Here is a 16,709-nt window from a genome sequence, read left to right as displayed (position 1 = left end):
AGGTAGCGTGGGGAGCGATCCCGCCTGAGCCGCAAGGTGTCGGGCCCTGACGGGTGAGACTATGGTTCCCGTAAGCTATCAGCGCTATGCATAGAATTCATGATGTGATCGGTAGCACATTTTAGGGATTAATTGTATGATGAATGCACTTCATCAAGGGTTATTACCATGAGTAAATCGCTGACTATTATCTGGCAGTACCTGCGGGCTTTCGTCCTGATTTACGCCTGCCTGTACGCCGGAATTTTTATCGCCGGGCTGCTGCCTATCACTATCCCCGGCAGCATCATCGGCATGCTGATCCTCTTCGTGCTGCTGGCGCTGCAAATTATGCCGCCGCAATGGGTCAACCCCGGCTGCAATATCCTGATCCGCTATATGGCGCTGCTGTTCGTGCCGATCGGCGTTGGGGTGATGCAGTACTGGGATCTGCTGCGCGCCCAGCTGGGGCCTGTCGTTATCTCCTGCGCCATCAGTACGCTGGTGGTGTTTGTAGTGGTGAGCTGGAGCTCCCATTTGGTGCATGGCGAACGTAAAGTGATTGGCCAAAAAGGAAAAGAAGAATGATGCATGAAATCTGGTGGTCGCTACCGCTAACCCTGATCGTCTTTTTTCTCGCCCGCAAACTGGCGGCCCGCTTTAAGTTCCCGCTGCTCAACCCGCTGCTGGTGGCGATGGTGGTGATTATTCCATTTCTTCTGCTGACCGGGATCTCCTATGAGCGTTATTTTGCCGGCAGCAAAGTCCTGAACGATCTGCTGCAGCCGGCGGTAGTGGCCCTTGCGTTCCCGCTGTATGAACAGCTGCACCAGATCCGCGCCCGCTGGAAATCTATCATTACCATCTGCTTTATCGGCAGCTGCGTGGCGATGATCACCGGCACCACCGTCGCTCTGCTGATGGGCGCCACGCCGCAAATCGCCGCCTCTATTCTGCCTAAGTCAGTCACTACGCCGATTGCTATGGCGGTTAGCGGCAGCATCGGCGGCATTCCGGCCATCAGCGCCGTGTGCGTAATTTTTGTCGGCATCCTCGGCGCGGTATTTGGGCATACGTTGCTTAACCTGATGCGCATTCGCACCAAAGCGTCGCGCGGCCTGTCAATGGGCACCGCCTCGCACGCCCTCGGCACCGCCCGCTGCGCCGAGCTGGACTATCAGGAAGGCGCGTTTAGCTCACTGGCGCTGGTGCTGTGCGGGATCATCACCTCGTTGATGGCGCCGTTCTTATTTCCGCTGATCCTCGCAGTGGTAGGTTAATAGTGATTTAAATTACATTTTTTAATGCAACAAATCAGAGTTGCATAAAGAATGAGATATTCATCACATATGGAACCGCTGGCCGCCCGTACACTGGCTTCCCATTACACTGTTATGAGGCAACGCTATGCACTCACGTTTTCAAGCTGCTTTGACGACTCTGGCAGCAGATCTGCAGGCGGCCATCGCCCCGATGCTCGCCGACCCGCATTTCCCGGCGCTGCTCGAAGCCGATCAGGTGGCGACGCTGCAGCATGCGACAGGTCTGGACGAAGACGCGCTGGCTTTTGCGCTACTGCCGCTTGCCGCTGCCTGCGCGCGCCCCGACCTTTCTCATTTTAACGTCGGGGCTATCGCCCGCGGCGTCAGCGGCCGCTGGTACTTTGGCGGCAACATGGAGTTTCTCGGCGCTACCATGCAGCAGACCGTTCACGCGGAACAGAGCGCCATCAGCCACGCCTGGCTGCGCGGCGAGACCTCCCTGCGCGCTATCACGGTGAACTACACGCCGTGCGGTCATTGCCGTCAGTTTATGAACGAACTGAACAGCGGGCTGGCGCTGCGCATTCATCTGCCGGGTCGCGAAGCGCATGCCCTGGAGCACTATCTGCCGGACGCCTTTGGCCCGAAAGACCTCGAGATCAAAACCCTGCTGATGGATGAACAGGACCATGGCTTCCCGGTCAGCGGCGATGCCCTAACCCAGGCAGCTATTCAGGCCGCCAACCGCTGCCATGCGCCCTACAGCCACTCGCCTTCCGGCGTGGCGCTGGAGCTGAAAGACGGTACCATTTTCAGCGGTAGCTATGCGGAAAACGCAGCGTTCAACCCGACGCTGCCGCCGCTGCAGGGGGCGCTGAATCTCCTGAGCCTCAACGGCTATGATTATCCCGCTATCCAGCGGGCAATCCTGGCGGAGAAAGCCGACGCGGCGCTGATCCAGTGGGATGCCACCGTCGCCACCCTGAAGGCGCTGGGCTGCCACAATATTGAGCGCGTCCTGTTAGGTTGATCAGCCTGAGCAGATTGCCGGACGGCGTCTTCGGCTTATCCGGCCGACTTTTTATACCGTTAGGTGTCGGGTGGCGCTACGCTTACCCGACCTACGGTTCGCGCCATGGCGACCTGAAGATCCCTATGCCGGGTGTCGGCTCACGCCTTACCCGGCCTGCATTCGGCGATCTGTCTATATTGCTGAAAATCCCCGCAATCAAACGCGGGTTTCTTGCGCTTACCCGGCGGGTAAAGTAGCCTGAAGACTCCGTTGTCTATTATTGAGCCAAGTTCATGTTAAAGCGTGCGTTCTACAGCCTGTTAGTCCTGCTCGGCCTGCTGCTGTTGACCGTGCTGGGCCTTGACCGCTGGATGAGCTGGAAAACCGCGCCCTATATCTATGATGAACTGCAGGACCTGCCCTACCGTCAGGTCGGTGTGGTGCTGGGCACCGCCAAATATTACCGCACCGGCGTCATCAATCAGTATTACCGTTACCGCATCCAGGGTGCGCTGAACGCCTACAACAGCGGCAAGGTCAACTATCTCCTGCTGAGCGGCGATAATGCTCTGCAAAGCTACAATGAACCGATGACCATGCGTCGGGACCTGATTAAAGGCGGCGTCGATCCCGCGGATATCGTACTGGACTATGCCGGTTTCCGTACCCTCGACTCGATCGTCCGTACCCGGAAAGTGTTCGACACCAACGACTTCATTATCATCACCCAGCGCTTCCACTGCGAACGGGCGCTGTTTATCGCCCTGCATATGGGGATCCAGGCCCAGTGCTACGCGGTGCCGTCACCGAAGGATATGTGGAGCGTGCGGCTGCGCGAGTTCGGCGCCCGCTTTGGCGCGCTGGCGGACCTCTATATCTTCAAACGGGAACCGCGCTTTCTCGGCCCTCTCATCCCGATTCCGGCGCAGCAGCATGACGTGCCGGATGACGCCCAATCCTACCCGGCCGTCACCCCGGAGCAGCTGCTGGAGCTGCAGAAAGAAAAGTAGCCTCCATCAACGCATTCGTTTCAGATATAAAAAAACCCGCGCCAGGCGCGGGTTTTTGATGCGTTCAATCTTATTTCTTACGGGCGTATTTCAGGGAGTCCAGCGCCACGGCGAAGATAATAATCGCCCCCTTAATAATGTACTGCCAGTAAGGGTTGACGCCGATATAGGTCAGGCCGTAGTTGATGACGGTGAAGATAATCACCCCGGTCACCACGCCAAACACCGTCCCTACCCCGCCGCTGAACGATACGCCGCCCACCACACAGGCGGCGATGGCGTCCAGTTCATACATAAAGCCGAGGTTATTGGTCGCCGAACCGATACGTCCGGCTTCCAGCAGGCCGCCGAAGGCATAGAATACGCCGGAGAGGGCATAGATCATCAGCAGGTTTAACGCTACGTTAACCCCGGAGACCTTCGCCGCTTCCGGGTTACCGCCGATAGCGAAAATGTTTTTGCCAAAGCGCGTCTTGTTCCACAGGATCCAGACAAAGAAGACGGCAATCAGCGCGTAGAAGGTAATGTAGGACAGGCGGAAGGAGCCCAGCGCCACAAACCCCTGCGCGAAATGGGAGAAGTGGCTGTCGAAGCCGGAGATCGGCGACGCGCCCACGAAGTCGTAGTACAGCGAGTTAATGCCGTAGACGATAATCATGGTGCCGAGAGTGGTAATAAACGGCGTCACGTTCAGGTAGGCAATGACGATCCCGTTAATCAGGCCGATGACCGCCCCGATGGCGCACACCAGCAGGATCACCAGCGGGATCGGCATGGTCGCCATATCCGGGAATACCTTATTGGCATTATCCACCGCCTGCAGCATGGTGGCGGCAATCACCGCCGCCAGACCCACCTGACGGCCGGCGGAGAGGTCGGTCCCCTGCGTGACGATAAGTCCGGCCACGCCGAGGGCAATAATAATACGCACCGAGGACTGGGTCAGAATATTACTCAGGTTGAGCAGACTTAAAAATGTCGGATCCTGGAAAATAATAATGGCCAGCAGGACCAGAAGGACAACATATATCCCACCCTCTTTCAGGTAAGTGAGAAAACTCTTTTTATTTAACGCACTCATGTGAAGCCCCTGATCTTAAAGGTGCAATGACGCAAGACGCAGTATTTCGTTTTGCGTAGTGGTTTTAGTCTCAACAATGCCCGCGACCAGGCCGTTGCTCATCACCAGAATGCGGTCGGTAATCCCCAGCAGTTCCGGCATTTCGGAAGAAATAATAATGATCCCTTTGTCTTTTTTAGCCAGTTCGGCAATCAGCTGATAGATTTCAAACTTGGCGCCGACGTCGATACCGCGCGTTGGCTCATCCAGCATCAGGATCTCCGGCTGGGTCAGCAGCCAGCGGCCTATAATGACCTTTTGCTGGTTACCACCGGAAAGCGAGCCAATCTGCGTATGCTGACCGGGGGTTTTGACGCGCATCGAGTCAATAACCCATTGGGTATCGCTCTTCATTCGCGAGTTATCCAGCAAGCCGATGCTGTTTTTATATTTCTTAATATTGGAGATCAGCGAGTTAAACCCGATATCCAGATAGGCGTAAATCCCGGTAGAGCGCCGCTCCTCGGTCACCAGCGCAAAACCGTGGTTAATCGCCTCGTTGGCGCTGTGGTTGTTGATCTTCTTGCCGTGCAGCGTGATGGTGCCGCTGGCCTTCTCACGGATGCCGAACAGGGTCTCCACGATGTCGGTGCGTTTAGCGCCCACCAGGCCGGCGATACCGAGAATTTCGCCCTTATGCAGGTCAAAGGAGACATCGCGAATGGAGGGCTGGCGCAGCGAGGTGAGATTGCGCACCTGGAGGATCACTTCGCCCGGAGTGTTTTCGCGATCCGGAAAACGCTGGTTAAGCGAACGCCCGACCATCATGGCGATGATCTTATCCATATCCAGCCCTTCCAGCGGCTGGGTGGCGATCCACTGGCCGTCGCGCAGGATGGTTATTTCATCGCACAACTGGAAAATTTCTTCCATTTTATGCGAGATATAGACGATACCGCAGCCGCGATCTTTCAGCTTACGGATGATCTTAAACAGATGGTTGACCTCTTTTTCCGTCAGCGATGACGTCGGCTCATCCATGATGACGATTTTGGCGTCATAGGAAAACGCCTTCGCGATCTCAATCATCTGCATCTGAGATACCGATAAGGTACCGACGCGGGCGCGCGGATCGATATCAATATCCAGCTCATCAAAAATGGCCTTGGTATCCCGGTACATTTTGTCCTGATCGACAAACATGCCTTTAGTTGGATAGCGCCCGAGCCACATGTTATCCATGACCGAACGCTGTAATACCAGGTTTAATTCCTGATGCACCATCGAAATACCGTTTTCCAGGGCTTCTTTCGCCGAATGGAAATCGATCTCTTTTCCCTGAAAAAGAATGCTACCGGAATCTTTTTGATAGATCCCAAAAAGGCATTTTAATAATGTCGATTTACCGGCGCCGTTCTCACCCATTAACGCATGAATGGAGTGCGGACGAACCTTCAGGTTGACATTATCAAGAGCCTTGACGCCAGGAAACGATTTGTTGATATTGCTCATCTCCAACAAATATTCGCCTGACCGTTCGCTATTATTGCTGACCATAGTTATACCTGGCTGCGTTCATGCAAGCCCCGTCCGGCGCACTAGCGCCAGCAGGAGTCTGGTTCTGTATCAGGAATAATCGGGCGTGGATAACCCACGCCCGCAACTCACATCACGATTATTTGCCGGTAAACTGGCTCAGGTTGTCTTTATCGACGCCCACGTAGGGGACGCGAACAATCTTGTTGTCAATTTTCCAGTTGGTGCCTGCCGCGGCGTCTTTCCCGTCGGCAAGGTTTTTCGCCAGCTCGAAGGTCGCTTTTGCCTGGTTGTTGGCATCGTTCAGCACAGTACCGGCCATCGCGCCGGATTTCACCAGCGCCAGGGCTTCCGGCAGGGCATCAACGCCGAACACCGGAATGCTGCTCTTGTTGTGCGCTTTCAGCGCTTCAACCGCGCCCATCGCCATGGCGTCGTTGTTAGCGATCACCACTTCAATCTTGTTGGCATTCGGGCCGGAGAGCCAGGCGTCCATTTTGTCTTTCGCCTGGGCGGTATCCCACATCGCGGTATCCAGCTGCAGCTGCTGGGTCTTCAGACCTTTATCATTCAGCTCTTTAATAACGTAAGTGGTACGCGCTTCCGCATCCGGATGGCCCGGCTCGCCTTTCAGCAGAACGTACTGGATCTGACCGTCTTTATTCAGATCCCAGTTCGGGTTGGCTTTCCAGTGCTTGGCGATCAGATCGCCCTGAATAATCCCGGACTCTTTCGAGTCGGTACCGACGTAATAAGCCTTGTCATAACTATCCAGCGCTTTGCGGGAAGGCTCTTTGTTGAAGAACACCACCGGAATATTCTGCCCGCGCGCCTTTTCAATCACCGTACCTGCGGCGGCCGGGTCAACCAGGTTAATCGCCAGCGCCTTCACGCCTTTCGCCAGCAGCACGTCAATCTGATCGTTTTGTTTCGACTGGTCGTTCTGCGAATCATTCATCAATAGCTGGACGTCTGGCGCGGATTTGCCATCTTTTTCAATCGCCTTACGCACTACCGACATAAAGTTGTCGTCATATTTATAAATCGTCACGCCGATACGGGTATCTGCTGCGTGTGCGGCGGCGCCAAATAACAGACCAGCCATTACAGCAGACAGGGTAAACACCTTCTTATTCATGGAATCTCCGGTTTTATTATGCAGGGTCATTATTGTGAGAAAATGCAGGCGGGATTTGTTGCATTAGTGTTACCGCACAACGCATTTCACGACGAAAATTCGGTCTTCCGTGTCGGGTAACGCTCCAGAAAAATACGACTGTAAAACTCGTTTAACGCCTTGTTCCTACTAAATAAAGTGAGGAATATCCATCACCTCGTGGTTCAGACTGGTAAACGCTGCCATCATAATCAGGCGAATGTTAATATACTGTGAATTTACTCACAAATTGAAAGCGGTTACATCCCGCGATCGCGTCAGTTAGTGATCGGCCCCACAGTTTGCCGCTGGGCAACGGAATGACGGCGCACCAGCGTCGGCATAAAGCAGTGCGTCGCCTCGCGATCCAGCTTGCCGGCCGCCCCCAGCAGCGCCAGCTCGGTGGCCAGCTTTGCCATCGACATTACCGGATAGCGCACGGTGGTGAGCTGAGGATCGGTGTAACGGGAAATAGGAATATCATCAAAGCCAATCAGCGACAGATGCTGCGGCACGACAATGCCGTTGTCCTTCAGCGTCGTCAGCGCGCCGGCCGCCATGCTGTCGTTATAGGCAAACACCGCGGTGAGGCCGAGATTGCGCCCCAGCAGTTCGACCATCGCCGCTTCACCGCCCTGCATATCCGGGGAGCCGGAACCGATCCAGCTGTCCGGGGCGATGATGCCTTGCTCCTGCAGCGCTTTGCTCCACCCTTCCCGGCGCATATCGTCATCTTCAATACCGTGGTTTGAGGAGAGATAGCCGATGCGCTGGTGACCATGATTGAGCAGCATACGGGTGGCCATCAGCGCGCCGCTGACGTTGTCGAGTCCGACGCAGCGATGGGCATACCCCGGCACGATGCGGTTGATCAGCACCATCCCCGGGATATGTTGCATAAAGTCGCTCAGTTCATCATCGCTCAGCGCTTTCGAATGGACGATCAGCGCCGAGCAGCGCTGACGGATCAGCACCTCGATGGCGTGACGCTCTTTTTCCGCCTCGTGATAGCTGTTGCCGATCAGCACATATTTCTGATGCTGCTGAGCAACGGTATCCACTGCTTTCACCAGCGCGCCGAAGAAGGCGTCGGAGACGTCCATCACCACCACGCCGATGGTATCGCTGACCTGGGTGGCCAGCGCCTGGGCGTTGGCGTTGGGCCGGTAGCCCAGTTGGGTCACCGCTTTCATCACCACGTCGCGCGTATCCGGACTCACCAGCGCGCTGTTATTCAGCACCCGCGACACGGTGGCCACGGAAACGCCCGCCTGGCGGGCGACATCACGAATGGTGATCATACTCAGCGACCTTAAGAGAATTACAGCACGTCACATTCACCTCCTGTGCTTAGCAAGGAGGCTATTCTGGCAGCGACCCGCGGTCCGCTGCGTGAGTGAGGTCACACGGCTGGAAACGTTTACATCCGTTTTGTTAATGATTGTGATCGAGATCGTTATCTGGATGTGTCTTTCAATGATGTGCCTGACGCACGCAAGGTTAACTGACGCCACAGCCATTCCACCGGCCCCTGGCGGAAGCGGCGCAGCCAGAGCGATGAGACAAGGAGGTTAACGGCCCAGATGGGGGGGACAAAGGCCAGCAGCTGCAGACGATCGAAGCGCATAAACAGCCCAAGATGATAAAACAGGGTGGTGCAGATCAGGGTCTGCAGCAGGTAGTTGGTCAGCGCCATGCGTCCGACGCAGGCGATAGCGCCCACCAGGCGGAAACGGCAGAGCTGTGGCCAGTAGCCCCAGGCCAGCGCGGCATAGCCGATAGCCTGCAGCGGGGCGCTAAGTTCGCGCGGCGCCTGCAGTAAAAACGCGCACCAGCGATAGTCCCAGGCCAGATACCACTGGGCGAATATTGCCGGCAGATTGACCGCCATGCCGGCCGCCACCAGCAGCGCGCCGGTACGCCGGTAGTGACGCAGGCTAAACTGCCCCTTCAGCCAGCCGCTGCGCATCAGCGCCGCGCCCATCAGCATCATCCCCGCCAGCTGCCAGCCATACTGCGCGCCCAGCGCCAGCAGATTGTCAGATAGCATATCCGCCCGGTTGCTGACCGCCTCCATGCCACCGTGCAGCTTCCAGTACTGCTCATACTGCAGGTTCGCCGCGTCCGGCACCCACGAGCGATTCGCAGCGGTCCCGGAGATCATCCCCAACAGGACCAGCACCGCAATGCCGGTGAGGTAGAGCACCACCCCGGTGTTGAACAGCGATTTGACATGGTGCGCCTCACGCACCATGCGCCAGCTCACCAGCCCCACCAGGGCATAGGCCAGCAGAATATCGCCATCCCAGAAAAAAAGACCGTGAATGAAACCGAGCAGCGCCAGCAGCGTCAGCCGCGACTGGATCCAGCGCTTCCCTCGCGGAAGCAATAGCTGAAGACCGGCGCCAAACAGCAGCGCGAACAAGGTGAGAAACTTCACCTGCGCCAGCAGGTCGAGGAGCGCCCAGGTCCAGGCATCGCTAAGGGACGCGCTTCCTGACCAGGCGGGATTGAGATAAGCGGCCTTCGGCAAGCCGAAGGCGCTGATATTGAGAAGCAGGATACCGAGGATGGCGACGCCGCGGACAAAGTCCAGCGTGACATTTCTCTCCATGCACCCTGCTCCGTTTTAGTTGTGGTGACGTACTGCGCGCAGGAATTCCTGGCGGGTATTCTGGCTGGATTTAAACAGGCCGCCGAGAGAGGTGGTGGTGGTGGCGCTGGTCGCGTCGCGAATGCCGCGCGCCTTCACGCAATAATGCACCGCGTCAATGGATACCGCCACGTTGTTGGTGCCGAGCAGCGTCTGCAGCGCGATCAGGATCTGCTGCGTCAGACGCTCCTGGACCTGCGGACGTTGGGCGAAGAACTGCACGATGCGGTTGATTTTCGACAGGCCGATCACCGAATCTTTCGGGATATAGGCTACCGTCGCTTTACCATCGATGGTAACGAAATGGTGTTCGCAGGTGCTGGTCAGGGTGATATCGCGCACGGTGACCATTTCATCGACCTTCATTTTGTTTTCAATGACGGTGATTTTCGGGAAGCGAGAATAATCCAGCCCGGAGAAGATCTCATCGACATACATTTTGGCGATGCGATGCGGGGTCTCCATCAGACTGTCATCACTCAGATCCAGATTCAGCAGTTGCATAATCTCGGTCATATGACCGGTAATCAAACGCTTGCGTGTTTCGTTATCAATTTCTTGTACTGGCGCACGCATCGGCGTCTCCAGCCCACGAGCGACCAGCGCTTCATGAACGAGGACGGCTTCTTTACTCAGTGATGACATTTATGTTTCTCCTGCAGGTGTGGCGCTCTTTGCTTTTTCTGGGGGCAAAGTTTGTATTCATTGTGCGTGAGGTGGCGCACAGAATCCAGTAGCCGTAACGATAATTATTGAAATTGGCGCTGCCTTTTATTAGGGAGCGAAGCCATGCCTCAGGCGCAACGCCAAATCCTTATCGCCGTATCCGGAATGTTCCAACCGCTGTACGCATTCATAAGCGCCGTCGCTACACCGGCATGTTGGCTATAAGTTGCATTAATGATGCAGTAAGTTCTCAAAAGGAGAAAGTGAAAGTTGCTCACCGGCTAATGAAATATCTGTATTATGAACGTTTACGCGCACATCCCTTCCGAGGAGCCTTGCATGGAACTGCTTGAAGAGCATCGCTGTTTTGACGGCCAGCAACAACGCTGGCGTCATCACTCCCCTGTCCTGAACTGCGCCATGACGTTCAGCATTTTTTTACCGCCTGAGCGCGAAACGCCGCCGCCGGTGCTGTACTGGCTGTCGGGGCTGACCTGTAACGATGAGAACTTTACCACCAAGGCGGGCGCCCAGCGCATTGCCGCCGAGCTGGGCATCGCGCTGGTGATGCCGGATACCAGCCCGCGCGGTGACGAGGCGGCCAACGTCGACGGTTACGATCTCGGACAAGGCGCCGGCTTCTACCTGAACGCCACCGAGGCGCCCTGGGCGGCGCACTACCGAATGTACGATTACCTGCGTGACGAACTGCCCGCGCTTATTCGTAGCGAGTTTAGCGTCGGCGAACGCTGCGCCGTCAGCGGCCACTCGATGGGCGGCCACGGCGCGCTCATTATGGCGCTCAAAAATCCCGGCCGCTACGCCAGCGTCTCCGCCTTCGCGCCGATCGTCAATCCCTCCCAGGTCCCGTGGGGCAAGAAAGCGTTTACCGCCTATCTCGGCGCGGATGAATCGGCATGGCACTCCTGGGACAGCTGCGCGCTGATGCAGGCCAGCCGGCCGGAGGACGCCGTGCCGACGCTTATCGATCAGGGCGACAACGATCCTTTCCTTGCCGGACAGCTGCAGCCGGCGGTACTGGCGGAGGTCGCGCGGCAGAAGGCCTGGCCGTTAACGCTGCGCATCCAGCCCGGTTACGACCACAGCTATTACTTCATTGCCTCGTTTATTGAAGACCATCTGCGCTTCCATGCGCAGCATCTCTTTGGCTAAACGCCAATGCGCCGCGAAGCTGCTTCGCGGCGCATGTTCAGGCCTACAGGACGCGTTTTAGCGCCGGCAATCAGAAGCGATAATCCACCGCCATAAAGTAGCGACGGCCTTCTTCGGTATAACTGTAGTCGTCCCGGCTCAGATCTTTATCACCCACGTTCTGCACCCCGGAGCGCAGTTTCACGTTTTTGGTCACCTGCCATGCCGCGCCAACGTCAAACAGGGTGTAGCCGCCCGGCGTTTTGCCGGTGGCGCTCACCGCGCGCTGCTGGCCAGTATAGTTGGCCGTCACGTAGAAGGACCAGTCGTCCAGCGGTTTCCAGTCGAGCGTGCCGTTGGCGGTATGGAACGGCAGCGTCTGCAGCGGTTTGTCGCCGCCATTGCTCAGATCGCGACCATCGTTGTAGGTGTAGTTCACCGTCAGCTTCCACTCATCGCCAAACGGGATCTTCACCTCCGTCTCCACCCCTTTGATGCGGGCTTTGTTGACGTTGAAATAGCGGAAGATCGGCACGCGCTTGCCGTTGACGGTTTTCCAGCCGACAAAGTTCGGGTAGCCCGGCGCTTCGCTGGCGCTGGAGGTGCGCAGAACGTCGATCATGTCGTCGACATTATTCTGGAAGGTGGTGATGCTGCCTTCGACATTTTCAAGCCAGCCCTCTTCCCCGCGGTAGTAGAGACCGAGCTCGAAGCTTTCGCTGGTTTCCGGTTTCAGATCCGGGTTACCGACGATGCTGCACGAGCCGCGGCAGGAGTTGGTGGTCCAGTCGGGGTTAAGCTGCAGCAGCGACGGGGCTTTAAACGCCGTCGCCCAGCCGCCTTTGACGGTGACGGTATCGGTGGCGTTATACACCAGATAGGCGCGCGGGCTCCAGTGATCGCCATAGGTCTGATGGTCGTCCATACGAATGCCGGTGGTCAGCGCCAGCGGCTCGATGATGCGCCATTCGTCTTCGATAAACAGGGCGTACTGGCTGGCCGACGTTGACTGGCCGCCGCTGCTCAGGTTGACCGGATCTTTCAGTTTGTCGTGGCGCCATTCGCCGCCGAAGGTCACCAGCTGGTTAATCATGCCCAGCGGCAGGACATACTTGCCGTCGATGGCATTGCTTTCCGAGGTAATAGTCCCGCTCTGCCCTGGATTTTTGTTATCCACCTTTTCGCCGTAGAACTTGAGCTCGCTATTGCCGATATCCCAGCGGCCGTTATGGCTCAGAGAGTAGTTCTCCCGCTCAAGGCGGTTGCGGTCAAGGGAATCGGAATCGCGATCCTGACGGTCAAAGCCGTAGCCTGCGGTAAAATCGTGGTTTTCGTTCGGCGTCCAGGCGAATTCAACATTGCCATCGCGGCTGGTGAAGCCCTCGATGCGCGGCGTCTCGCCGGTGGCATTACTGGATGACTGCGGATCGTCCTTGGCGCGTTTTGCCAGGCTGCCGTAGGCCTTCATTCCAAGTACGCCGTCGATCAGCGGGCCGCTGGTGAAGAACTGGCCGTTATAGGTATCCCCGCGATCGCGGTGCTCCTGAATAGTGGTATCAGCACTCAGCGTCCCGGTCCATTTCTGGCCGATTTTTTTGGTAATAATGTTGACCACCCCACCGAGCGCATCGGAGCCGTAGAGGGAGGACATCGGGCCGCGCACCACTTCGATACGCTCAATAGCATCCACCGGGATCCAGTTAAGGTCGAAGTCATTGTGGCGGAAGACGGCGTTCCGCGAGTTAACGCGCTTGCCGTCGACCAGGATCAGGGTATAGCTGCTGCTCAGACCGCGGATGCTAACGCCCTTGCGGTTATCCCCTTCGTTGGTGAGCTGGACCCCAGGCACATCGCGCAGCACGTCTTTCAGGTTCTGAACAGGCTTGCGTTGTAAATCCTGTTGGGTGATGACGCTGATGCTCGCCGGCGCGTCTTTGACATTCTGTTCAGTGGCCGAGGCGGTCACCACCAGCGTTTCTTCATTCACATCGGCCAGAGCCGGAAACGCCAACGATACGACGGACGCAGACAATCCCGCCCGGATAAAAGGGTTTAACCTGAACATTCCAAATCTCCATGAGGTGTACAACCAAACAAACAACAAGGTGCTGCTCACACGCGCTGGCGACTTGCCGCTCTGTCGGCGGCATGCTCGCGCTGTTTTCTCGTCGATGTGGCTGGTCGCCCGGTGTCAGTCTGTACAAGCGGCAGAGACGGGGAGTGGCTTCATCCGTAATGGGCGAAAATGATAAAGATAATGATTACGATTATCAATATAATTATGAAGAATTGTGACAAGCTGTAACCGCACAAACATAAAAAAAGCCCTCTGTTCAGAGGGCTTGCGGGTGATGACAAATCTGTCTTCGTTATTGTGCTCACATGTCTGCCGGGTGGCGGCTTCCGCCTTACCAGGCCTACGAAACATCGCAATATCAATCAGTTACGCGGTTATCTGTAGGCCCGCGCAAGCGCAGCGCAGCCGGGCAATCCCTGAAGATTGCACTTTGCCAGCAATATAAAGCCCTCTTCACAGAGGGCTTTTATCGCACAATCGCGAAGATTAACGCTTAAAGCGGTCCGGGAAGGTCATTTCGCTGTAGCGAACAAAGCGGGTGCCTTTCGCCAGCTTGTAACCAAACCAGATGACGAGGAACAGCGGAATACCAATGTAGGTCGCCGCCACGCCGCCCCAGTCAATGGTGTCCTTGAGGAACGCTTCATAGTTCTGCCCGAGAGTAATGATCAAGCACAGCACGAAGGCGAAGATCGGCCCCAGCGGGAAGAACCCGGAACGATACGGCAGATTATTAATATCGTTACCCTGCAGGACGTAGCCGCGACGGAAACGATAGTGGCTGATCGCAATACCCAGCCAGGCGATAAAGCCCGTCATCCCGGAGGTGTTCAGCAGCCACAGGTACACCGTCTGGTTGCCAAACATGGAAGTCAGGAAGCACAGCGCCGCGATCACGGTGGTCGCGTACAGCGCGTTACGCGGCACGCCGCCACGCGACAGCTTCGAGAAAATACGCGGCGCTTTACCGTCGCAGGCCAGGGTGTACAGCATACGCGTGGAGGCGTACATCCCGGAGTTACCCGCCGACAGCACGGCAGTCAGGATAACGGCGTTCATGATTGCCGCCGCCGACAGCAAACCAGCATGCTGGAACACCAGGGTGAACGGGCTGACGGAGATATCCTTCACATCGTTGCGCAGCAGACTCGGATCGGTATACGGAATGATCAGGCTGATAATCAGGATCGCGAAGACGTAAAACAGCAGGATACGCCAGAAGACCTGGCGCACCGCGCGCGGAATGTTCTTCTCCGGATTTTCAGATTCACCAGCAGCGATGCCGATAAGCTCGGTGCCCTGGAACGAGAAGCCGACAATCATCGCCACGCCAATCATCGCCGAGAAACCGCCGGCGAACGGCGCATCCGCGATCCCCCAGTTGCTCCAGCCGGCTGGCTGCGCCCCTTTGAAGATGCCGACAATCATCATCACGCCGACGATGATAAAGATAATGACGGTGGCCACTTTTATCAGCGAGAACCAGTATTCCGCCTCGCCAAAGCCGCGCACCGAGATCCAGTTCAGCAGGAACATGATGCCGAGGAACAAGGCGCTCCAGATCCAGCCCGGAGTGTCAGGGAACCAGTAGCTCATCACCAGCTGTGAGGCCACGAGGTCAACGGCGATCGTCACCGCCCAGTTGTACCAGTAGTTCCAGCCCAGCGCGAAGCCGAAGCCTTCTTCAACATAATTCTGCCCGTAGGTGGCGAAGGAACCGGATACCGGCATAAACGCCGCCAGCTCGCCGAGGCTGGTCATCAGGAAATAGACCATCAAACCGATCAGAATATAAGACAGCAGCGCCCCGCCGGGACCTGCTTGCGAAATGGTTGCGCCAGAGGCAACAAAAAGACCCGTACCGATGGAACCGCCGATGGCGATCATGGTCAAGTGGCGCGCCTTCAGTTCACGACGTAGCGTGGGCGCTTCTGTGGTTTTAGTTTCCGAAACCATGTGATAATGCTATCCATCCAAAAAATGAGGCGCGATTGTAGCAGACGATCGGGGTTCCATCCGGTACAAATGCAAAGTTATAAGAGAGCTTCATGATCGCCCGCAAATTATTAGTAAAGCACTAACCTGCGGAATTGCCAGCGAATTCCCCCCGTAATCAGGCGATAAAACCGGGCTGCTACACCTGGCAATAGTGCAGAAAACGTTGTAATGCTTTAGAAATATGCTTCTGCCGGTGATGGATCCGCCACAGCGTGCGCGTCAGCCGGGGCAATGGCACTTTCAGCTCCGCCAGCGTGCCCGAGGCAAGCTGTTCGGCAATCACCCGCCGCGATAGACAGCTGATGCCCAGGCCATGCCTGACCGCGTGCTTGATCGCCTCTGAATTACCCAGCTCCATGCCCAGATGAAACGCCGGCAGATGCGACAGCAGAACGTAATCGACAATCTCCCGGGTGCCGGAGCCATGCTCGCGCAGGATCCACGGCGCCTCAGCCAGTTGCTGCAGGGTCACCTCCCCCGCCAGCAGCGGTGAGTTGGGCGCGGCAAACACCACCAGCTCATCCTCCAGCCACGGCTCGGCAATAATATCGGCGGCATGGCACGGCCCCTCAATCAGGCCGAAATCCACCCGCAGGTCGGCGACGGCGTTGATGACGTCCAGGCTGTTGCCGACGCTCAGCTCGACCGGCAGATCCGGGAAGTCATGACGATAGCGGGCAATAATCTCCGGCATAATATAGTTGCCGATGGTGCTGCTGGCGTAGACTCGGATCGCCCCGTTATCGCCGCGAAACAGCTGCTCGATCTCCAGGGCCCGCTCCAGCAGCGCCAGCGCACGCGGGTACAGCAGCCGTCCATGCTCATTCACCACCAGTCGTTTACCGACGCGGTCAAACAGCTGCACGCCGAGCTGCCCTTCCAGATCGGTCAGCGCGGCGCTGACCGCGGATTGCGAAAGCGCCAGCATCTGTGACGCCTGAGTGGTCGACCCACTCTTGTGGACTTCGGCGAACACTTCCAGCTGCCGCAGCGTAATATGCATAACCCACCCGTTTAGTAATCCAACCTGAATAACCTTCCTTACTATGGTGACACAAATCGAGGCGGCTGACGGAAGGAAAATCCGCTTATATCACAAAATCATCGTCTTGCCGGCGAGACCGCCCCGCTTCTGCCTAACCCGCTCT

14 protein-coding genes are annotated in these 16,709 nt (G+C 56.8%); 5 read left to right on the top strand and 9 right to left on the bottom strand.

What is annotated here, in order from left to right; all coding sequences use genetic code 11:
- The first annotated feature begins 168 nt into the window (after positions 1-168).
- The 4 genes from IB144_RS08295 (at position 169) to sanA (ending at position 3,263) form a co-directional block, all read left to right on the top strand.
- Positions 169-567 carry a CidA/LrgA family protein gene (locus IB144_RS08295; protein ID WP_002912865.1) on the top strand — a complete coding sequence of 133 codons (399 nt, stop codon included), beginning with the start codon at positions 169-171 and terminating at the stop codon, positions 565-567.
- The gene (locus tag IB144_RS08290) at positions 564-1,259 is read left to right on the top strand and encodes a CidB/LrgB family autolysis modulator (protein ID WP_002912867.1); all 696 of its coding nucleotides are present in this window, start codon (positions 564-566) and stop codon (positions 1,257-1,259) included. The genes IB144_RS08295 and IB144_RS08290 overlap by 4 nt, the downstream gene beginning before the upstream one ends.
- A gap of 127 nt (positions 1,260-1,386) precedes the next feature.
- The gene (gene cdd / locus IB144_RS08285) at positions 1,387-2,271 is read left to right on the top strand and encodes a cytidine deaminase (RefSeq protein ID WP_002912869.1); all 885 of its coding nucleotides are present in this window, start codon (positions 1,387-1,389) and stop codon (positions 2,269-2,271) included.
- A 275-nt stretch (positions 2,272-2,546) separates the two neighbouring features.
- A complete protein-coding gene (sanA, locus tag IB144_RS08280; RefSeq protein WP_002912870.1) occupies positions 2,547-3,263 on the top strand; it encodes an outer membrane permeability protein SanA in 717 nt (238 codons plus the stop codon).
- A 70-nt stretch (positions 3,264-3,333) separates the two neighbouring features.
- On the opposite strand, the gene mglC is transcribed toward sanA, so the two are convergent.
- The 6 genes from mglC to folE form a co-directional block, all read right to left on the bottom strand.
- On the bottom strand, positions 3,334-4,344 hold the full coding sequence (gene mglC, locus IB144_RS08275; RefSeq protein ID WP_002912871.1) for a galactose/methyl galactoside ABC transporter permease MglC: 1,011 nt from the start codon (positions 4,342-4,344) through the stop codon (positions 3,334-3,336).
- A gap of 15 nt (positions 4,345-4,359) precedes the next feature.
- Complete coding sequence (gene mglA, locus IB144_RS08270) at positions 4,360-5,880, bottom strand: galactose/methyl galactoside ABC transporter ATP-binding protein MglA (RefSeq protein ID WP_004175074.1); 1,521 nt, start codon at positions 5,878-5,880, stop codon at positions 4,360-4,362.
- A 118-nt stretch (positions 5,881-5,998) separates the two neighbouring features.
- Positions 5,999-6,997, bottom strand: coding sequence for a galactose/glucose ABC transporter substrate-binding protein MglB (mglB, locus tag IB144_RS08265; RefSeq protein ID WP_002912878.1), 999 nt, complete (start codon positions 6,995-6,997; stop codon positions 5,999-6,001).
- Between the two features lie 296 nt (positions 6,998-7,293).
- Positions 7,294-8,316 (bottom strand): HTH-type transcriptional regulator GalS, encoded by a 1,023-nt coding sequence (gene galS, locus IB144_RS08260; protein WP_002912919.1) that lies wholly within the window; start codon positions 8,314-8,316, stop codon positions 7,294-7,296.
- A 155-nt stretch (positions 8,317-8,471) separates the two neighbouring features.
- Positions 8,472-9,629, bottom strand: coding sequence for a DUF418 domain-containing protein YeiB (gene yeiB / locus IB144_RS08255; RefSeq protein ID WP_014907189.1), 1,158 nt, complete (start codon positions 9,627-9,629; stop codon positions 8,472-8,474).
- Positions 9,630-9,644: 15 nt separating this feature from the next.
- Positions 9,645-10,313: a GTP cyclohydrolase I FolE gene (gene folE, locus IB144_RS08250; protein WP_002912924.1), complete on the bottom strand. Its 669-nt coding sequence runs from the start codon at positions 10,311-10,313 to the stop codon at positions 9,645-9,647.
- 360 nt (positions 10,314-10,673) lie between these two features.
- Here folE and fghA point away from each other — a divergent pair, with 360 nt between their 5' ends.
- The gene (gene fghA / locus IB144_RS08245) at positions 10,674-11,507 is read left to right on the top strand and encodes an S-formylglutathione hydrolase (RefSeq protein ID WP_009307410.1); all 834 of its coding nucleotides are present in this window, start codon (positions 10,674-10,676) and stop codon (positions 11,505-11,507) included.
- A gap of 70 nt (positions 11,508-11,577) precedes the next feature.
- Here the strand turns inward: fghA and cirA are convergent, their stop codons facing one another.
- From cirA to yieE, 3 genes are all read right to left on the bottom strand, one after another.
- Positions 11,578-13,551 (bottom strand): catecholate siderophore receptor CirA, encoded by a 1,974-nt coding sequence (cirA, locus tag IB144_RS08240; RefSeq protein ID WP_002912926.1) that lies wholly within the window; start codon positions 13,549-13,551, stop codon positions 11,578-11,580.
- 498 nt (positions 13,552-14,049) lie between these two features.
- Positions 14,050-15,519 carry an amino acid permease gene (locus IB144_RS08235; protein ID WP_002912929.1) on the bottom strand — a complete coding sequence of 490 codons (1,470 nt, stop codon included), beginning with the start codon at positions 15,517-15,519 and terminating at the stop codon, positions 14,050-14,052.
- A gap of 178 nt (positions 15,520-15,697) precedes the next feature.
- Positions 15,698-16,564: a DNA-binding transcriptional regulator YeiE gene (yieE, locus tag IB144_RS08230; protein ID WP_002912932.1), complete on the bottom strand. Its 867-nt coding sequence runs from the start codon at positions 16,562-16,564 to the stop codon at positions 15,698-15,700.
- Positions 16,565-16,709: the final 145 nt, after the last annotated feature.

The sequence above is a fragment of the Klebsiella sp. K4 genome (assembly GCF_014596785.2).
GTDB classification, from domain to species: domain Bacteria; phylum Pseudomonadota; class Gammaproteobacteria; order Enterobacterales; family Enterobacteriaceae; genus Klebsiella; species Klebsiella pneumoniae.
The sequence above is the reverse complement of the archived record's forward strand: the minus strand, read 5'-3'. Positions and strand labels throughout refer to the sequence as shown.